Raw genomic sequence first — 18,329 nt, 5'->3', positions numbered from 1 at the left:
ACGACAAATGTCGTATTTTCAAAATTATTCTAAGTTTTCTTCCACTTTTGCAACATTCTAAAAACATTCTGTGTCATTTGTTTGAACTTGAGTTAATTCACTCAATCACTAAATCACAACTAACTTCCTCTGGAACAAACGCTTTACATAGACAAACATCTCCCACTCGTAGAGGCTTGCCGTCGGGGCGAACGCAAGGCTCAGTATGAGATTTATCGACTTTATGCAAAGTCTATGTATAACGTGGCGGTCAGAATTGTGAACCATAATGGTGAAGCTGAAGACGTTTTACAGGACGCTTTCTTGGATGCTTTCCAGAAAATTCATGATTTCAGACAAACCAGTACGTTTGGAGCATGGTTAAAACAAATTGTGATTAATCGAGCTTTGAATCAGTTACGCAACCGAAAAGTACAATTGGTTGATATTGACGAGAGTTTAGATATTAGTGATGAAGAATCTTACGACGAAGAAAGTCTAAATTATGACATTCAACGAGTGCAACACGCCATTCAGCAACTCCCCGATGGTTTCAGAACGGTTATTTGTTTGTATTTATTGGAAGGTTATGACCACGAAGAAATCGCTGAGGTTTTGGGAATTGCCGAATCAACGTCTCGCACGCAATATATTCGTGCGAAAAAACGATTATTAGAAATTTTAAAGAATTAAATAGTAACACGGGAATTTTTCTCGTGTTTGTAGTACCTGCCCACGGGAAAGATTCCCGTGCTACCAAAAATGAAAAGTCAAAAAAATACACAAGGATTAGAACAATTCATCCGAGAAAATCGTGCAGAATTTGATATGCACGAAGTTCCTGCTGGACTTTGGGATAAACTTGATAAATCCCTTAGTGAAAGCGATAAAAAAGGAATTGCCCCCAATGAAGAATCTGATGAAATTATTATCAAATTCAAGAAATCGTCTATTTCTAAAATGAAATTTTGGGCAATGGCAGCCAGTTTGATTTTACTAATTGGGTGTTTTGCGGTATTTTTATTTCAATCAAAAACGAATTCTACCGAACAGATTGTCGCTAATATTGCTCCACAATACGGTAATCAAATGGTACAATATGCCAGTTTAATTGAGTCGAAAAGAGAAGAAATAAAACAAATTGAAGAACACGACCCAGTTTTGTACAATGAGTTTGAAACGGAAATTGAAAAGTTAAATAAAGATTATCACAACCTTCAAACAGAACTTTCTGCAACGCCCAATCAGGAAGACTTAGTAAAAGCTATGATTCAAAATTTACAAGTTCAAGTGGATATTTTAAACCGCCAATTAACAATTATTGAAAAAGTAAAAGAGTACAAACAAAACCCCATGAAAAGTATTTAGAAGTTACTCGGGATGATTTTAAAGTATAATAACTAATCATGAAAACTTTACAAATCTACCAGTTACCAATAACCACTTACTTAGGGTTGGTATAACAAAGCAAAATCATGAAAACGATATATAACATCATAATTTTCAACGGATTAATCTTGTTTCATACATTTGGACAAGATAGTTTGAAGAATAGAATCTCGACAGAAGATATAATCATCATTAATGGAAAGCACGAATTAGAAAAGTTAACTCAGGAATTAAAACAAGTTGAAACTCGGGTAATTACTTTTAGAAATAAAGCATCTCGCAATAGAGAAAATTGGACGGTTGAAATCCCAACTCCACCGACCCCACCAACTCCTCCAACAAATTTCTCTTTTAGTATTGACGAAACACAGGAAAATGCACAGGATAATCCCATCGAGAAGAAAAAGGTTATTTCTAAATCATTTACCGTAGATGCAAAAGACCGCCTAACCATTAATAATCAACACGGCGATGTAAAAGTGGAGCTTTGGAACAAAAACGAAATCAAAGTTGATATTACGATTATTGGCTACGGAACTTCGGAAGAAAAAGCTCAAGCTTTGATTGACAATGTGTCTATTTATTCAGCGAGTGTAAACAAAGGCAATGGGGAAAATATTTCTTTCCAAACCAATATAAGTTCTGATGATAACGGCAATTGGGGAAATGCTTGGAATTGGATGGGAAGCAAAAAGAAAGCAGAAGATTGTAACTGCCCTAATGGGAAAAAAGGGGTTGAGATAAACTATATGATTTATATGCCTCGTACCAATGCTCTTACCGTGTCAAATAAATATGGGAAAACCATTATTCCCCAATTCGATGCTCCTCTAAGGGTATCATCTAACTATGGTAGTTTTACTTGCGACCGACTAAAAGGGACGGACAAGGATATTTTTGTTCAATATGGTTCGGGAGATATTAAGCAAATGGATGATGGAAACCTCCAAATTTCTTATTCGAAACTGAATGTTGACAAAGCGGACAATCTATTTCTTAGAAACAATTATGGCTCTGTTACCTTAGATAATATCAATCATTTGGACGGTACTTTTCAGTATTCAAGTGGGAAAATTGGGAAAATTAATGAGACAGGAAAACTATCAATCAGTTACTCCGACGGCGTACAACTTTCTGAATTATCTAAAACCCTCAAAACTTTAGATATTCGCTCAAATTATACGGCTGTAAAATTACCCGTAAATGGCGATTGTAACGCTGATTTTGAAGTAACTACGACTTATGCCAATTTTCGTTACCCGACGGGAAAAGTGAGTTTTACCGTTAATCCAGATGATAACAATGATGAAGACCGTAAAATGGGAATGCAACCAACCAAAACTTATAAAGGTAAAATTGGCAAGGGTTCAACCACGAAAATCACGATTAAGACTAATTATGCAGGCGTGAAGTTTATGGAAAAGTAAACAGTTATCAGTTATCAGTTATCAGTTATCAGTTATCAGTTATCAGTTAAAACAGGGCAATTTTGAAATTAAAGTTTCAATTAATTACTTTAATTTTTACCCACAGATTAATATTAACTGATAACTGTTTACTGCTCACTGAACTAATTTTCTTCATCATCTTTCTTTTTTGCCTTTTTAGGAGCTTCGTAGATGATTTTTCCTTTTGTATCTCGCTCGACTAAAATCTCTGGTTCTGACTTATCAAATTTGTCTTTGGCGTACATCGTTTCCTTTTTTAAACGCCCCTGAGAACCAAATTGATGATATTCTCGCCAACGTCCAACTTTTACGCTATCATCAAATTTTCCTTCTTCTTTCAACTGTCCGCCATCATAAAATGACCGATATTCACCCGTTACTTTATTGAATTTGACAGGAATGACCTCTTTAATTTTGACTTGCTCTTTATCGTAATAAAAAAACTTTGAATCCGCTAAAAAGCCATCCTTGTATTTCTCTTTCGACAATAAAAGATAGTCTTGCGTGTATGTCTCCCAACGTCCATCTTTTACACCTACATAAAAACTTCCTTCTTCAACTAATTCATCATTTACATATTTTTTGTACGGGCCATGACAAACCTCTCCATAGTCTTTATCTTTTCTCGGAACATTGGTAACACGTCTCAATTTGGGGTCATACCACCAAATTTCTTTGGCATAAATACTCGGCTCTGCTTCGTCTGGGTTACGCAAAACATTTATTTCTTCAACCGTCAATCTCGTTCCCGAACCATATTCTCCAATCCGAAGCTCAAACTTAATATCTTCATATTCATCTTTCGGTTTTTTCTTGACTTTTGCCTTCTTTTTCGACTTCCCAATTTTCAAACCTAAATCGGCTGAAAGGTCGCCAGCTTCACCTTTCAGTCTTTTAAATTCTTCTTTATTGTTTTTAATATCTTCTTTTACGTCTTTAATGGTCTTCTTGGCATTCTTGATATTATCCAAAATATCGGTTTGAATCAAGCCTCCTAAAAGTCCTGCTTTTTTCTTGGCAGACGTATCTGTTTGGGGCTTAGCGGTTGTTTTAAATTCATCAGACTGAGCCAATGAAGTCATAGCAGATAATAGTAGAAATATGGAAAATAAAAGCGAAAGAGTTTTCATTACAGGAATGATTAAAGCGAATGTATTACCTTTGTAAAACGAAAGATTACTATTTTTATTCTTAAAGGTAAAGATAACAATATTCATTCCATTTCGCTAAATCGTCCAAATATTCAATTATTCGTGGAAAAAGACTCAAAAATTTATATTGCTGGTCACCGAGGCATGGTGGGTTCGGCAATTCATAGAAAATTACAAGAAAAGGGATTTACCAATTTCGTTCTGAAAACCTCCAAAGAACTCGATTTACGCAATCAACAAGCAGTTTCTGATTTTTTCAAGACAGAAAATCCTGATTACGTTTTCTTGGCTGCCGCAAAAGTAGGAGGTATTATTGCCAACAATACTTACCGTGCAGACTTTCTTTACGAAAATTTAGCGATTCAAAATAACGTCATTCATAGCTCTTATGAAAATAGTGTGCAGAAGTTAATGTTTTTGGGTTCATCTTGTATTTATCCAAAATTAGCTCCTCAACCACTCAAGGAAGAATATTTACTAAGTGGCTTTTTGGAAGAAACTAACGAGCCTTATGCCATTGCCAAAATTGCGGGTATTAAGATGTGTGAAGCTTACAGAAGTCAATACGGATGCGATTTTATTTCGGTAATGCCAACCAATTTGTATGGGCCAAATGACAATTATGACCTCCAAAAATCGCACGTTTTACCAGCAATGATTCGTAAATTCCACGAAGCTAAAACCTCTGGAAATGAATCTGTTACACTTTGGGGAACGGGTTCACCCATGCGTGAGTTCTTGCACGCCGACGACCTTGCTGAAGCCTGTGTGTATTTAATGGATAATTATAGTGAAGCAGAGTTCATCAATGTTGGAACTGGAACAGATGTCACCATCAAAGAATTGGCAGAAACAGTTAAGAAAACAGTAGGATTTGAAGGAGAATTAATTTGGGATACCACTAAACCAGACGGAACACCCCGTAAACTCATGGACGTATCACGCCTCCACGCACAAGGTTGGAAACACACGATTGACTTAGAACAAGGCATAGCATTAGCCTACCAAGATTTCTTGGAGCATCATGATACGCTGAGATTGTAAATAATTTTGAAATCAGAATGCAGAACAAGGAATGTAGATTTTAGAAGTTTTACTTCTCCACTCTTAATTCCTTGTTCTAAACTCTAATTTTAAAAACCTTTCAAATAAACAAAAGTCCTCAAATCCACGCTAAACAGCGTGAAATTGGGGACTTTTGTTAGTATTTCTCGAATACGCAAGCACTTTGTCTATGCTTCTTTCGGAAGGTTGTCGATAACTCCTATCCAGACCCGCTTGAACATCAAGCATATCTAAATAAAATTCTAACATTTCGGCATCATGGACTAATCCGTCCTGAATCAAAAGGTTTTCTTCTTCCGTTGTTTCTTGATAGACGTAACGGATAACGTCATGCTGCGTAAAGGTTTGTATCATAGCTTGGAGAATGTTTGCTCATCATTTTGCGTAGATTTATCAACGCATAACGCATTCTACCAAGTGCTGTGTTGATGCTAACTCCAGTAGCATCAGCAATTTCCTGAAAACTCATGTCTTCGTAATGACGCATCACTAAAACCTCTCTCTGCGTGTCGGGAAGCATTTTAATCAGGCTTCTTAGATGAGCGTGTGATTCTTCACGAATTTGAATGTCCTCATACGAGTCTTCTGCAAAATCTAATGTGTTGAATACACTACTTCCATCCTCAAATACAACATTTGGATAGCGTTTATCACGACGAAAATAATCAATTGCCATGTTATGTGCGATTCTAAGCACCCACGGCAAAAATTTACCTTCATCGTTGTACTTGCCAGACCGAAGAACATCTACTGCTTTGATAAAAGTATCTTGCATTAAATCTTCGGCTACGAAAGTATCCTTGACAATCAAATAAATCGTGGTATAAACTTTGGATTTGTAACGGCGAACAAGAGTTTCAAATGCGTGTTCGTCACTATTTTTGATATAACGTGATACAAGTTCACTGTCGTTAACATGGACTTTTTCCATTCTGATAAATCTATTTAGTTAACGTAAAGCTTTTCCTCAAATTGTATCGGTTTATATTTTTTTTAATGACGTTTCTTGTTCTTTCTTGAAGTTTTTCTGAAAGGTTAATTCAAAGATAGTAGTTGTGTTAATATTTCCCAACAAAATGATAAAAAAATTATACCCATTAACAAATATTAACAATACATTATTCGTTTGGACATCTCAGAATAGGGGTTTTTACTCATTATTCAAAATTATCATTTGGAAATACTTATTTTACAAAATTTTATTTGGTTAATCCTGTACAAGAATTATGCCGATTGTACGTTTTTTTTAGATTATTTATAGTATTTACGAAAGATTTGATTGTATAGTTTGCTGATAATCAATAAATTGAACGAATTATCAATTCAACAAACTTAAGATTTCCTTTTATGTTTAATCAATCAAAAATAAAATTAGTCGAATGTCCACGAGATGCCATGCAGGGTTGGGTAAACTGGATTCCGACTGATAAAAAAATCTCATACTTAAATCAATTATTAAAAGTAGGTTTTGATACGCTTGATTTTGGCAGTTTTGTTTCCACAAAAGCAATTCCGCAAATGGCGGATACTGCCCATGTTTATGATGCTCTGGATTTAGAAAACACCCAAACAAAGCTTTTGGCGATAATTGCCAACCTTCGTGGGGCAGAAACAGCAGTTAGTTTTGAGAAAATTAAATATTTAGGCTTTCCTTTTTCCATTTCAGAGACTTTTCAACAAAGAAATACGAATAGCTCGGTGGCGGACGCTTTCAAAACAGTGGAAGCTATTCAAAATCTTTGCTTCAAACATGAAAAAGAATTAGTCGTTTACTTTTCTATGGGCTTTGGAAATCCTTACGGCGACCCTTATAATGTAGGAATTGTAGCAGACTGGGCGGAAAAAATGAATAATTTGGGCATAAAAATCATTGCTCTTTCGGATACCGTTGGCGTAGCTGAACCCGAAATTATTGCTTCACTTTTCAAAAGCTTAATTCCTGCCTATCCAACAATTGAGTTTGGAGGACATTTTCATGCACGAACTGATAATTGGGAAGGCAAAATCAAAGCGGCTTTTGAGGCTAATTGTACTCGTTTTGATGGTGCAATTGGCGGTTTTGGCGGTTGTCCGATGGCGGAAGATGAATTAGTCGGTAATATCAATACACAAAACTTAATTCAATTCTTTGAAGAACAACACATTGATTTACAGTTGGATAAATCGAATTTTGCTCAATCGGTTGCAATTAGTAGGGAGGTTTTTATTTAAAAAATTGATGCGTGAAAGCTTCTCCATATCTTTGTATCGTAATTAAATTTTAAAACTATGGCAACGGTAGCCTACCAAATTAACAAGGATAAACTCGAAAAAGCAGCTTTCATTTTAAAAACGGTGGCACATCCTACTCGTTTGGCGATTGTGGATTTACTTTCGCAAAATGAAAAACTGTCGGTCAATGAAATTTGTGAGGTTTTGAATTGTGAACAATCGCTCCTTTCGCATCATTTAATCAATATGAAATTGAAGGGAATTTTACGTTCTGAAAAAGACGGCTTAAATGTATTTTATTCGTTAAAAGAGCGTGAAGTCATAAAATTGATTGAATGTATTGAACACTGTGATTGTAATTATTAAGCACTATTATGAGCGATTTTTTGACAAAAGATTATTGGAACAACCGTTACGAAGCAGAGCAAACGGGTTGGGATTTACGCATGGTTTCTCCGCCACTAAAAGCTTATATCGACCAACTTACCAATAAAGACATTAGCATTTTAATTCCAGGCTGTGGCAGTGGCTACGAAGCTGAATATTTAGCGAAAGCAGGTTTTAAAAGTATCACCGTCGTTGATTTTGCCCCTTTGGTAGTTGAAAAAATGAAAAATTCAATGAGCCATTACGAAAATATCAATATTGTTTGTGATGATTTTTTTACTCATGAAAATTCTTACGATTTGATATTGGAACAAACATTTTTTTGTGCCATCGACCCATCATTAAGACCTCAATACGTTGAAAAAATGTATGAATTATTAAATCCTTCGGGGATTTTGGCTGGCTTACTCTTCAATGTTCAATTTCCAGAAAATCCTCCATTTGGAGGCAATAAAGCAGAATACGAAGGTTTATTTTCAGAGAAATTCGATATTAAAATTTTAGAAACTTGCTACAATTCTTTCAGCAAAAGAGCGGGAAATGAATTATTTTTTAAGTTTCAGAAGAAGTGATATAGGGGTTAGGAGTTGGGATTTAGGGGTTAGTTTAAAAGAACAGACATTACACCAACAAAAGCATAAAAAACAGGTTTAAACAAACAGAACCAAGCATATTTAAACGCATTGTGTGGTGAAAATCGGCTTGGTTTTCGTTTTTTAATACCTTCAAAAACCAAAGATTAAAGTATATCAAAACGGGAGACATTACTGCCAAATACACAAAAAAGGCTTGAATATTAAAGATTTGAACATTTTGAAAATAAACAAAAAAACCAACCGTAACAATCAAGAATATACTTGCCGTAAAAAGAAACGTTCCTTTAATTCCCAATAATCTACTCATCGTCAAATCTCCTCGTTTAGCATCTTCTTCGTGCTGATAAATTTGCGTCATCGGATAAAAACCTAAAAGATTTAAGCTACTCAATGCCGAAGGAAAAAGGTATTTTTCTTGCCATAAATCCGACAAAGGAATATTATCAACTGCTTGAATGACGGTTAAATACGTAAATGCTCCTTGAAATAATCCGACGGTCAACCAACTCAAAATGGGATACTTTTTCAGCCTAATTTTATCATTTGAATATGCTTTTGAGATGCTACTATACACAAATAAGGCAACACTCAAAACCCAACCACTCAAAAAATAAGCCGCTACGACTGCAATAATGTCCAAAATCCAAGCCACATAAAACAACTCACGACTCACGGGCGGGGGATTTTCTAAACCGCCAATTGCTCCTTCGTCTTTATCATAATAGCTATTGTAAGCATTGGATGCAGGATAAATAAACAGGTGCAACAAGATAAAAAGACCAACCGCAATACCCCACGAAGGATGTTGACTTTGGCTCAACGCAAACCAAAATACAGGCATCAAAAAGAATGAAAATGGAATGCGAAGATGAAGGATGATGTTTTTCATGTTGTTGTAAGTATGGCACGCAGATAACACAGATGCTACGCAACGCAGATTTATACAGATTTTTATAACTGCTGTAAAAAATATTCATTTAAAATTATATACAAGAATCAATCATTTCTTTTTGAAATCTGTGGAAATCTGCGTTGCGAAGCATCTGTGTCATCTGCGTGCCAAAATTTACTTCTTCCAAAATTGTCGACTAAAAACCCTTTCAAAAGTCCAACCTTTGGCTTTTAAACCCGCAGGAATGTACGCAAAAGTTTCTTTCGGGGATAAACTCTCATAATATAAATCATCGTCCGTCAAGATTAAAGATTCGTATTCTTGAGCGTTTTTTACGGTTAAATCTGCGAAAGGTAATTCTTTGTAATACAGACAATTAGCTTTCAATAATTGCTCTTTCAATAACCAGTTAGCTTGATATTTTTCAGAACGAAAAGGCTTTGATTCATATTTCCCTTCCGACACCATGAGAGCATATTCTAAATAGCTTTTCAACAGTTTTGGCCCTTCATTCTGAGCATCTTCAACCCGCAACTGATTGGGCAAAATGCTACTCACCACAAATACTTTTTCTTTGGCTCTGGTTACGGCAACATTTAGTCTATTTTCGCCTCCTTGTGCGTTTAAAGAGCCAAATTGCATACTCATTTTTCCCTTCGCATCGGGAGCGTAACCTACCGAAAAAATGATAAAATCTCGTTCATCACCCTGCACATTTTCAATATTTTTGACGAAAAGCGAATGCTTGAAAATTCGAGTTTTTGCTTCTAATAAATCTTGAATCAAACCTTGTTGTTTGGCGTTAAAGGTAACTATTCCGATTGATTTTTCGGGAAATTGTACCGTCAATTTATCTACTAAACTAATTACGGATTCTGCTTCTGTTGGGTTTGTATTATTTTCCCAAACACCCTCAACTTTTATATAATTTATTGCGGGTGTTTGAAGATTAATATCCTCAAAATTAGGCAATAAAGACAAAGTATTTTTATAAAAATATCGGTTAGAAAAATCAATTAAATCTAAAGAACGACTGCGATAATGCCCTTTCAATTGCGTTTGCGGAAGGTATTGACAAGCCAAATCCAAGAGCGAATCAATTTCTAATTCGGGTAAATCATCTGCTTCATTTTCAAAGCGAACTCGGTATAAATCGTTGGGTTGCAACTGTTTAGAATCGCCCGCAATGACAATTTGCTTGCCTCTGAACAAAGCAGGAATACCCTGTTCAGCAAAGCATTGAGAGGCTTCATCGAAAATGATTAAATCGAAAAATGCTTTTTTTTCATTGGTCTGTAAAGGAAAAATTGCAGAAACGGTTTCGGGCGATGCCAACCAACACGGAACGAGTTTAAAAAGCTCTTCAGAATATTCGGAAATCAATTTTCTGACCGACCAAAGTTTGCGTTTTTTGGAAACTTGGTGCTTTAAATCTCGATAAGTCACCACATTTTGAAGCCGATTTTTCTCTAAATTTCGGTACGTTTCTTCTCTTAATTTAAGCAATAGAATCTCCTGACTAAATGCTTGTTTTTTTCTAACCGATTCTTGCAAATCACTTTCTAATTGACTGATTTTCAAAGAACTAACACTTCTTAAAATCGGATATTTTTCTTCGATGTGTTCAATCCAAGCTAATTTCAAACTGTTCAAAAATGTGTTAACAGGCTCATTTTCAGGCAGAAACTTTTCGATAATTTCCCATTCAGTTCTGCCAAACGAAGCTTTCAGTTCATCGGATTCTTGGAGCAATTCAAAATTATCTTTCAAGTACGTTTTGATTTGCTCTGAATTGGTATAATCTGCCAATAAATCCATTTGTTCTTGCGACAAATATTGTTTCCAAACAATTTGACTTTCAGACAATTGATTCGATTTTTGGACAAAATAATTAATACGTTTTTGAAAATCAGAAAACGATAAATTAAGAGAATCAGCCAGAATTTGAACCGACAATTCACGGTTATTTTTCAATTTTTTTATTAAAGATTTCCAATATTTGATGGCATCAACAACTTGATATAATTGCTGAAAATTACGCTCAAACCAACGGTAGCCTTTTCGAAGCCAAACAGGTTCATCTTCAGCATTATTTTGCTTATTCTCGAATAAATCAGCCCATTCATTCCACCATTTTTCTAAGCCAATTCTATTCTGGATTCTTTCTCTTAGTTTTTGTAAATCTTCCAAAGAAAGACTCAAACCATTTGCGGTTGTAACATCTTTAATTTCAGCTTTTTCTTTTGAGAAAAATCCCCAAAACAATCCTCCCAAAGCATTAGATTTTGTGTCAATTGCTTCGTTTATTTTGGATAAAATAGGTAGTAATTTGGTACTTGGCAACGTAATTTCAATGCCTTGCCCTGCAAAAAACTGTCCCATTTGTGCTTCTAATTCTACTACTTTTGAGGAATTTATTTTTGATTTCTCATTGATTAATCGAGTGAAAAGCTGATAAGATTTTTCATTTTTCAAGAGGTTCAATATGGCTTGTAAAGTCTCTTTTTCACAAGAAATTGCTTTCAAATCTTCAAAGTCATCACACTTTTTAGAAGAAAAGCTTTCAAGGTTTTGTACAAAATTGAACACTTCATCTATTACTTGATTTATTGGGGCAATATTTGAGTATTTATGATTTTGGAAGGAAAGTCTATTTTGCCAAAAAACATTGGGTTCAATATTTTCAGTATCGGTTGTAAAAGATAGTCTATTTTGATAATTCAAATACTGAATGAACGTTCTTATGAAATCTTCTATTTCATTGAATTTAAAGTTTTTATATTCATTTTTTAAATTCAGACTTACCTGATTTGGCGAACTTGTCAGATATAGCTCTTTTACAGAAATTCCACATTCTGAACTATCAAAAAGTGCGTATTTAAACTCTTGTAAAACCTCCGAAATCTTATCTATTTGACGACTTTCTTGGGTATAATTTCGCTCTAAAAAAATGGCATCAAGACTATTATTTAACTTTTGATATTCTTCAATTTGTTCAATTTGATGTAAAATCTGCTCGTACAAATCTTTACGGTCATTCTTAAAGTCATGCACATTACCCACGAAGGCACGCATACCCGCTTGTGAAAGGCGTTCTTGCACCACATCAAGAGCGGCTCGTTTCTGACAAACGACCAAAACTTTTTTGCCTCGTGCCGTAAAATCTGCCACCAAATTACAAATCAGTTGAGATTTACCCGTTCCTGGAGGTCCTTGAACCACCAACGAAGCCCCCGATTTTACTTGTCGCAAAGCTAATTCTTGAGTGGCATCAACGGCGAAAGGCATTAGAAGGTTTTCTTCTTTAATAGTGGTTGGGAGTTGGGAGTTTGAGGTTAAAGGTTTGGGAAATAAAGATTCTAAATTATTCTCATATTTATTAATATTGGCGAGAGGAGTCATTAATCCCTCAACATCTGCCAGCTCATCAACTCTTAACTCCCCTACTAATTCCTCATAATCTGGCACTAAAAATGAACCTGCCTGTGGGAAAATGCCTAAAACTGCTTGCGGAAATAATTTTAATTCTCCATTACGTTCAGTTAATTCTAAATCAGCTTTTATGAGTTTTTCAAAATAGCTTAATTGACTGACAAACAAGTCTTTATTAAAATCTATTTTTAGCAGAGAGTCTCGTAGATATTCATACAATTGCGTTCTAAACTCAAGCGAATCTTTTGAAAAATCTTCAAAACTTTGCTCTAAAAATTCATCTGAAATCTGAACTTGATTGAAATGAGAATACGCCAACAAAAAACTCCGATTGAGCGTAACAGCTTCATCACGAGTTTTTAATTGCCAAGTTTCATTTTTTTGCGTGAGATGAACAGGAAAAAACATCAGCGGACAACGCACTACTGTTCCGTCTGAAAACTTACCTTTTACCATCGGAAAACCCACGTACAAATCCTCCGAACCACGCTCTTCTTCAATAAATTTTTCGGTTCTTGCAATTTTGCGTAGGCGTTTACTGACCTCATTGACACGTTCATAGCGTGGGTCGTGAGTATCGCAAAGAGAAATGGTATTTTTTTGAGCAATTAGTTGCTCAATGACGTTGAATGAAGATTTATTTTGTAAAAAATCAAGTTCATTGATGTCTAAAAACTGTTCCGAAGAAAGACTGAGCAACAATAATGACTTGTTTCTTGAAGTCAGATTAGTCAGTCTTTTTTGATACGATTTTAGAATTGTTTGTAGCGTATTTTCTGCCAATTTGGGTATTGTTTATAATCCTAAACTTTTGTTCACGTACCATTGAATTTCATCTTTATTGCCATAATTCAAGTAATTCCATACAAGAACGCCACTTTCTACTGAAAAATACACAATCGTTAATCCTGCAAAAAGCGTAAGATTAAGAACGGTATATTTTAGTAATTTAGGAAAATGGGCTTTGACAAAACTCAATCCTGTAGCCAATAATAACACAATTGGATAAAACACATGAACTAACAATCTAACGTGCATAAATGCCCAATCATTATACTTAATAATGCCTGTAAACATCGTGGCAAGACTCGCCAATAACAAAATGGTACAGGTTACTTTGAAGAGATTTTGCCAAAATATTTCCGTACCAAAGTTTTTAAACCAAGTAAATAATAACATAAACCCTTGCCGAATTATTAAAGCTAAACCAATCAAAATCAGTAGTGTAGGTAATATTCCAATGATAAAAAATAAACTTCCGATGTACCTAAAACCCGAATAATTTCCAAAAGTTAGGTTATTTTCAAAATAGATATGTTTGTACCAAAATGTACCATACAACAATAGCGGGGCAGAATGAATACTGGGATTTCGAGAGGATAAATTGGGGTCTTTTATGAGTGTCAAGATATTAACATCATACCAACTTTTAGGTCCTTGATAAAAAATGGAATTGCTCGGAAGTGGAAAAATATCAAGATTATGGATAAAAAATTGACGTTGTGTTCGATAGTTTTGAAATTGTTTGTACGTTCCAGTTATGCCAATAATTGCTCCACATAAAATCATCGTAAAAAGCATTTTCATAAACGCCCCTCGCACTCTCACCAAGAAAATCATGAGTAAGGTTATGGGTATAAAAGGAAGCAACGTTAATTTTGTCAAAAGAGACAAACCTGCTGATAATGAAAGAATTACTTCATTTTTCAATGTCTGATTTTTGAGATATTTTGCAAGATTATAAAAAAACCAAGTTCCCATCAAAACAGAAAGTGTATCATTTGAAACAAATAAGGAATAAATAACGTAAGTTCCTAAAAATGTCGCTAATAGAAAACTTACATTACGTATTAGAACATCCTCAATTGTCATTTTGAGCAATTTTGACATCACCCAAAGATTTATACACGAAGTTATTAGTCCAAAAAACTCTACACATTTTAATCCTCCCAAAATATAAAAAGGTAAAGCCAACAAATAATAAAGTGGTGGATGACAAGCCAAGAAAAGCTCATTGGATAAAGGCAATCGTTCATTTTTAACGATAAATTCCAAAACTTCGTGGTGCGGGTCTGGATTTTGTGGATTCATCGCTATAAAAATTAGGATTCTCTGTACAATCCCAAACCAAAGAATTGTAGAAAGAGACGATTCTTTACCGAAAAAAAATGTTATTTTTCCAAGCATTTTCATTATTTTCAACATTGTGTATAGTCAAATTTACTAATAAATAGCATCAATTGCATATCAAATATAAATGGCATTCATTTTGTGTAGGTCTTTGTAATATATAGACCCTGTTTAAATATTTAGCATCAGAAAACCATAGAAATCAATTCCTGAAATGTATAATAATAAAAAAGTTATTGTTGTAATGCCTGCGTATAAGGCTGCTCTCACGCTCGAAAAAACCTATCGTGAAATTCCTTTCGACCTTGTTGATGATGTTATTTTAGTTGATGACCATAGTCCCGACAACACTTCGGAAGTAGCTAAATCCTTAGGAATCAAGCACATTATCCGTCACGACAAAAATAAAGGATATGGAGGAAACCAAAAAACGTGTTATACAAAAGCCCTTGAATTGGGGGCTGATATCGTTATTATGGTTCATCCCGACTATCAATATACGCCTCTCCTACTGCCTGCGATGATTACTATTATCGGCAACGACCTCTATCCTGTGGTTTTCGGTTCTCGTATATTAGGAAAAGGAGCTTTGAAAGGCGGAATGCCAATGTATAAGTATATTGCTAACCGTTTTTTGACACTTTTTCAAAATATAATGCTTTCTCAAAAATTATCGGAATATCATACAGGTTACCGTGCATTTTCAAAAGAAGTATTAGAAAAAGTCCCTTTTATGAAATGCGATGATGATTTTGTTTTCGATAATGAAATGATTGCTCAGATTTTCTGGAAAGGCTTCGAGATAGCAGAAATTACTTGTCCGACTAAATATTTTGATGAAGCATCTTCTATCAATTTTGCCCGAAGTTCAAAATATGGCTTGGGTGTGTTAAGAGTTTCCCTCCGCTACCGTTTGGCAAAAATGGGAATTGGTTGGAATTTATTGTAAAATATGAAAATAGCAATTATTATTGGGGCAACTGGACTCATCGGAGGTGAATTAGTTGAGCAGATTTTGGAAAATCCTCATTATTCAAAAGTAGTTTTACTTTTGCGTAAACCTCTGGAAATCAGCCACCCTAAACTTGTACAAGAAGTCATTAATTTTGACAAACTCGATGCTTCAAAGATTGTCGGGGATGATTTATTTTGTGCTATTGGAACAACTTTGGCAAAGGCTGGTTCTAAAGATGCTCAATATAAAATTGATTGTACTTATCCTTACGAGATTGGAAAAATTGCCAAAGCTAATGGAATAAAGCAATACATTTTGGTTTCATCAATCGGGGCAGATGCCAATTCATACAGTTTTTATCTAAAAACAAAAGGCGATTTGGAACAGAAAATTAAAAGTTTAGGCTTTGAAAACTTTGTTAGTCTCCGTCCTTCTTTACTACTTGGCAACAGAAAAGATATTCGTTTTGGCGAGAAAGTTGGAACTGTTTTAATGACAATATTATCGCCTTTTCTGCTTGGTGGACTCAAAAAATATCGTGGCGTAGAAGCATCAAAAGTGGCTGAGTCTATGCAAAAACTGGCAAATCAAGGCATTAGTGGGGTTCATTTTATTGAATCCGATAAAATTTAGTAACACAGACTTTAGTACACTGTTTAATAAGTTATTTAAACTTCCCGAAAGTTTTAGAACTTTCGGGAAGTTCTCCAATCAAACATTTTAGGGTGAAAATTATTCAGAAAACTTATTAAACACTGTATTTAACCTGTGAATATTATCAAAACTTACAGAAGTTAGTCTGTGAATATTATCAAAACTTACAGACTGAAGTCTGTGTTACGGGAAAATCCCCAATTAATCCATAGTAAATAGTAGCAATATCTAATCAAAATGTCTCCAATCCAAACCTTTCAAAATAGACAAAACACCTTCCAAAATCTCGCTGATAATTTCCAAAAAAAGTATAATCAATGGGCAATTTTTCGAGCCATTTTATTTCTTGCTACAATCGTTATTAGCTATGTCACATATCAATTTTGGGGTGGAAACTATGTAATTCCTGTCGTAATTATTGGCATTTCTATTTTCTTAGCTTCTGTATCTAATCATCTAAAAATAAAACACTTGCGTGACAAAAACAAAGCATTGTCATTGCTTAATGAAGACGAATTAAAGCGGTTAGATAATATTTTTACTCGTTCAGAAACAGGTGAACAATTTAACGAAACCAACCATTTTTATAGTTCAGATTTAGATATTTTCGGAAAACAATCCGTTTTCAAACTTCTCAATCGTACTCATACTTATACAGGTGCGGGTATGTTGGCAGAATGGTTGAAATGTCCTGCTGAAAAATCAGAGATTTTAATCCGACAGGAAATGATTGCAGAATTGTCTTCTAAAATTGATTTTAGACAAAATTTAGAAGCCTCCGCTATCTTGATTGAAGAAGTTGCAGAACCAACAGACAAACTACTACAATGGAGTCAATCTCCTGAAAATGAGGAAATTAAAAAGCCTATTTTTCAGTATGGCAAATACCTTCCTTACCTTACTATTCCATTAATTTTAGCTTGGGCATTTGATTTTCTACCCATCGGTTATCCGCTTTTGATGTTGATAATTCATGGGTTTATTGGCAAGCAAATTTATGAGACAGTTTCCAATGCTCTCGACCAAACAATGCGAATAACGGGAGCTTTAAAAGCTTATGCGAATCTCTCTGAAATCATTGTAAATGAGCAATTTACGTATCCAAAACTTACTCAATTACAATCAGAATTATCAGAAGCAAGTCCAGCGATTAAGGCTTTGGAAGATATTTTGAACAAATTAGGAAATAGAGCCAATCCATTTTTTATGTTTATTGTGGGAATTCCTACTTTGTGGGATATTCAATATTTTATCAAACTGGAAAATTGGAAACGTCAACACCGAGAAAACCTCTCAAAATGGCTTTTGGTCATTGCAGAATTTGAAGCCTTAAACAGTTTAGCGGGCTTACATTTTGCCAATCCAGATTTTGTAAAACCCGAAATTTTGGATGATTCCATTACTTTAAAAGCGACAAATTTGGGTCATCCGATGATACGGAAAGCGAAGCGAATTACGAATAGTATTGAGATAGAAGGCGAAGGAAAAACGGTCATCATTACAGGCTCAAATATGTCAGGAAAAAGTACCTTTCAGCGAACTGTGGGCGTAAATCTTATCTTGGCTTTGGCGGGTTCGGTGGTGTGTGCAGATGCGTTTGCGTGTTCGTGCGTACAGGTTTTTACGAGTATGCGTACTCAAGATTCTTTGGAAGAAGATACCTCCTCTTTTTATGCAGAATTGAAACGTTTAAAGACGTTGATTCAGGCGGTTAACAGTCAGCAGTTAGCAGTTAACAGTTATCAGTTCCCTGTTTTTTACTTTTTAGATGAGATTTTGAAGGGAACGAACTCAAAAGACCGCCATGATGGAGCAAAAGCTTTGATGTTGCAATTACACAAAACAAGGGCTTCGGGCTTTATTTCAACGCATGATGTGGAATTGGGGGATGAATTTGAAAAGCAAGGTTTTGTAGCGAATTATAGCTTTTCTTCGGAAGTAGTAAATGGTGATTTAGTTTTTGATTATAAACTTCGAGCAGGTGTTTGTCATAGTTTTAATGCCAGTTTATTGATGAAAGGCATTGGAATTGAAATGTAA

At 34.9% G+C, this 18,329-nt stretch carries 16 protein-coding genes; 10 read left to right on the top strand and 6 right to left on the bottom strand.

What is annotated here, in order from left to right:
- Nucleotides 1-129 precede the first annotated feature (129 nt).
- The 3 genes from VB796_RS02355 (at nucleotide 130) to VB796_RS02345 (ending at nucleotide 2,795) form a co-directional block, all read left to right on the top strand.
- Nucleotides 130-672 (top strand): RNA polymerase sigma factor, encoded by a 543-nt coding sequence (locus VB796_RS02355; protein ID WP_323345025.1) that lies wholly within the window; start codon nucleotides 130-132, stop codon nucleotides 670-672.
- A gap of 69 nt (nucleotides 673-741) precedes the next feature.
- Nucleotides 742-1,347: a hypothetical protein gene (locus VB796_RS02350; RefSeq protein ID WP_323344905.1), complete on the top strand. Its 606-nt coding sequence runs from the start codon at nucleotides 742-744 to the stop codon at nucleotides 1,345-1,347.
- Nucleotides 1,348-1,454: 107 nt separating this feature from the next.
- On the top strand, nucleotides 1,455-2,795 hold the full coding sequence (locus VB796_RS02345; protein ID WP_323344904.1) for a hypothetical protein: 1,341 nt from the start codon (nucleotides 1,455-1,457) through the stop codon (nucleotides 2,793-2,795).
- 143 nt (nucleotides 2,796-2,938) lie between these two features.
- Here VB796_RS02345 and VB796_RS02340 read toward each other — a convergent pair whose 3' ends face one another.
- A complete protein-coding gene (locus VB796_RS02340; RefSeq protein WP_323344903.1) occupies nucleotides 2,939-4,033 on the bottom strand; it encodes a hypothetical protein in 1,095 nt (364 codons plus the stop codon).
- 36 nt (nucleotides 4,034-4,069) lie between these two features.
- Between VB796_RS02340 and fcl the strand changes: the two genes are divergently transcribed.
- Nucleotides 4,070-5,011 carry a GDP-L-fucose synthase gene (gene fcl, locus VB796_RS02335; RefSeq protein ID WP_323344902.1) on the top strand — a complete coding sequence of 314 codons (942 nt, stop codon included), beginning with the start codon at nucleotides 4,070-4,072 and terminating at the stop codon, nucleotides 5,009-5,011.
- Nucleotides 5,012-5,140: 129 nt separating this feature from the next.
- On the opposite strand, the gene VB796_RS02330 is transcribed toward fcl, so the two are convergent.
- Nucleotides 5,141-5,386: a hypothetical protein gene (locus tag VB796_RS02330; protein WP_323344901.1), complete on the bottom strand. Its 246-nt coding sequence runs from the start codon at nucleotides 5,384-5,386 to the stop codon at nucleotides 5,141-5,143.
- Nucleotides 5,361-5,963 carry an RNA polymerase sigma factor gene (locus VB796_RS02325; protein WP_109743966.1) on the bottom strand — a complete coding sequence of 201 codons (603 nt, stop codon included), beginning with the start codon at nucleotides 5,961-5,963 and terminating at the stop codon, nucleotides 5,361-5,363. Before VB796_RS02325 ends, VB796_RS02330 begins: the two co-directional genes overlap by 26 nt.
- A 416-nt stretch (nucleotides 5,964-6,379) precedes the next feature.
- On the opposite strand from VB796_RS02325, the gene VB796_RS02320 reads away from it, so the two are divergent.
- From VB796_RS02320 to VB796_RS02310, 3 genes are read left to right on the top strand one after another with little or no spacing between them, the layout of a single operon-like run.
- A complete protein-coding gene (locus VB796_RS02320; RefSeq protein WP_323344900.1) occupies nucleotides 6,380-7,243 on the top strand; it encodes a hydroxymethylglutaryl-CoA lyase in 864 nt (287 codons plus the stop codon).
- Nucleotides 7,244-7,300: 57 nt separating this feature from the next.
- Nucleotides 7,301-7,609 (top strand): ArsR/SmtB family transcription factor, encoded by a 309-nt coding sequence (locus tag VB796_RS02315; RefSeq protein ID WP_109743965.1) that lies wholly within the window; start codon nucleotides 7,301-7,303, stop codon nucleotides 7,607-7,609.
- A gap of 8 nt (nucleotides 7,610-7,617) precedes the next feature.
- Nucleotides 7,618-8,202 carry a methyltransferase domain-containing protein gene (locus tag VB796_RS02310; RefSeq protein ID WP_323344899.1) on the top strand — a complete coding sequence of 195 codons (585 nt, stop codon included), beginning with the start codon at nucleotides 7,618-7,620 and terminating at the stop codon, nucleotides 8,200-8,202.
- 49 nt (nucleotides 8,203-8,251) lie between these two features.
- Here the strand turns inward: VB796_RS02310 and VB796_RS02305 are convergent, their stop codons facing one another.
- The 3 genes from VB796_RS02305 to VB796_RS02295 all read right to left on the bottom strand — a co-directional run bounded on the left by VB796_RS02305 (nucleotide 8,252) and on the right by VB796_RS02295 (nucleotide 14,743).
- Entirely contained in the window at nucleotides 8,252-9,115 is an 864-nt protein-coding gene (locus VB796_RS02305) for a UbiA family prenyltransferase (RefSeq protein ID WP_323344898.1), read from the bottom strand.
- A 177-nt stretch (nucleotides 9,116-9,292) separates the two neighbouring features.
- On the bottom strand, nucleotides 9,293-13,333 hold the full coding sequence (locus tag VB796_RS02300) for an AAA domain-containing protein (protein ID WP_323344897.1): 4,041 nt from the start codon (nucleotides 13,331-13,333) through the stop codon (nucleotides 9,293-9,295).
- A 12-nt stretch (nucleotides 13,334-13,345) separates the two neighbouring features.
- Complete coding sequence (locus VB796_RS02295) at nucleotides 13,346-14,743, bottom strand: hypothetical protein (protein ID WP_323344896.1); 1,398 nt, start codon at nucleotides 14,741-14,743, stop codon at nucleotides 13,346-13,348.
- Nucleotides 14,744-14,894: 151 nt separating this feature from the next.
- Between VB796_RS02295 and VB796_RS02290 the strand changes: the two genes are divergently transcribed.
- The 3 genes from VB796_RS02290 to VB796_RS02280 all read left to right on the top strand — a co-directional run bounded on the left by VB796_RS02290 (nucleotide 14,895) and on the right by VB796_RS02280 (nucleotide 18,329).
- The gene (locus VB796_RS02290) at nucleotides 14,895-15,629 is read left to right on the top strand and encodes a glycosyltransferase family 2 protein (RefSeq protein ID WP_323344895.1); all 735 of its coding nucleotides are present in this window, start codon (nucleotides 14,895-14,897) and stop codon (nucleotides 15,627-15,629) included.
- Nucleotides 15,630-15,632: 3 nt separating this feature from the next.
- A complete protein-coding gene (locus VB796_RS02285) occupies nucleotides 15,633-16,268 on the top strand; it encodes an NAD(P)H-binding protein (RefSeq protein ID WP_323344894.1) in 636 nt (211 codons plus the stop codon).
- Between the two features lie 258 nt (nucleotides 16,269-16,526).
- Nucleotides 16,527-18,329, top strand: a complete 1,803-nt coding sequence (locus VB796_RS02280) for a MutS-related protein (protein WP_323344893.1) — start codon at nucleotides 16,527-16,529, stop codon at nucleotides 18,327-18,329.

This window comes from Arcicella sp. LKC2W (genome assembly GCF_034931005.1).
In the GTDB taxonomy this organism is placed as follows: Bacteria; Bacteroidota; Bacteroidia; order Cytophagales; family Spirosomataceae; genus Arcicella.
The sequence above is the reverse complement of the archived record's forward strand: the minus strand, read 5'-3'. Positions and strand labels throughout refer to the sequence as shown.

What these genes read in the sequence shown, in the direction of transcription:
- VB796_RS02350 (WP_323344905.1), top strand. Translation starts at nt 742, where the DNA reads ATGAAAAGTCAAAAAAATACACAAGGATTAGAACAATTCATCCGAGAA.
- VB796_RS02345 (WP_323344904.1), top strand. Translation starts at nt 1,455, where the DNA reads ATGAAAACGATATATAACATCATAATTTTCAACGGATTAATCTTGTTT.
- VB796_RS02340 (WP_323344903.1), bottom strand. Translation starts at nt 4,033, where the DNA reads ATGAATATTGTTATCTTTACCTTTAAGAATAAAAATAGTAATCTTTCG.
- VB796_RS02330 (WP_323344901.1), bottom strand. Translation starts at nt 5,386, where the DNA reads ATGATACAAACCTTTACGCAGCATGACGTTATCCGTTACGTCTATCAA.
- VB796_RS02325 (WP_109743966.1), bottom strand. Translation starts at nt 5,963, where the DNA reads ATGGAAAAAGTCCATGTTAACGACAGTGAACTTGTATCACGTTATATC.
- VB796_RS02320 (WP_323344900.1), top strand. Translation starts at nt 6,380, where the DNA reads ATGTTTAATCAATCAAAAATAAAATTAGTCGAATGTCCACGAGATGCC.
- VB796_RS02315 (WP_109743965.1), top strand. Translation starts at nt 7,301, where the DNA reads ATGGCAACGGTAGCCTACCAAATTAACAAGGATAAACTCGAAAAAGCA.
- VB796_RS02310 (WP_323344899.1), top strand. Translation starts at nt 7,618, where the DNA reads ATGAGCGATTTTTTGACAAAAGATTATTGGAACAACCGTTACGAAGCA.
- VB796_RS02305 (WP_323344898.1), bottom strand. Translation starts at nt 9,115, where the DNA reads ATGAAAAACATCATCCTTCATCTTCGCATTCCATTTTCATTCTTTTTG.
- VB796_RS02295 (WP_323344896.1), bottom strand. Translation starts at nt 14,743, where the DNA reads ATGAAAATGCTTGGAAAAATAACATTTTTTTTCGGTAAAGAATCGTCT.
- VB796_RS02290 (WP_323344895.1), top strand. Translation starts at nt 14,895, where the DNA reads ATGTATAATAATAAAAAAGTTATTGTTGTAATGCCTGCGTATAAGGCT.
- VB796_RS02285 (WP_323344894.1), top strand. Translation starts at nt 15,633, where the DNA reads ATGAAAATAGCAATTATTATTGGGGCAACTGGACTCATCGGAGGTGAA.
- VB796_RS02280 (WP_323344893.1), top strand. Translation starts at nt 16,527, where the DNA reads ATGTCTCCAATCCAAACCTTTCAAAATAGACAAAACACCTTCCAAAAT.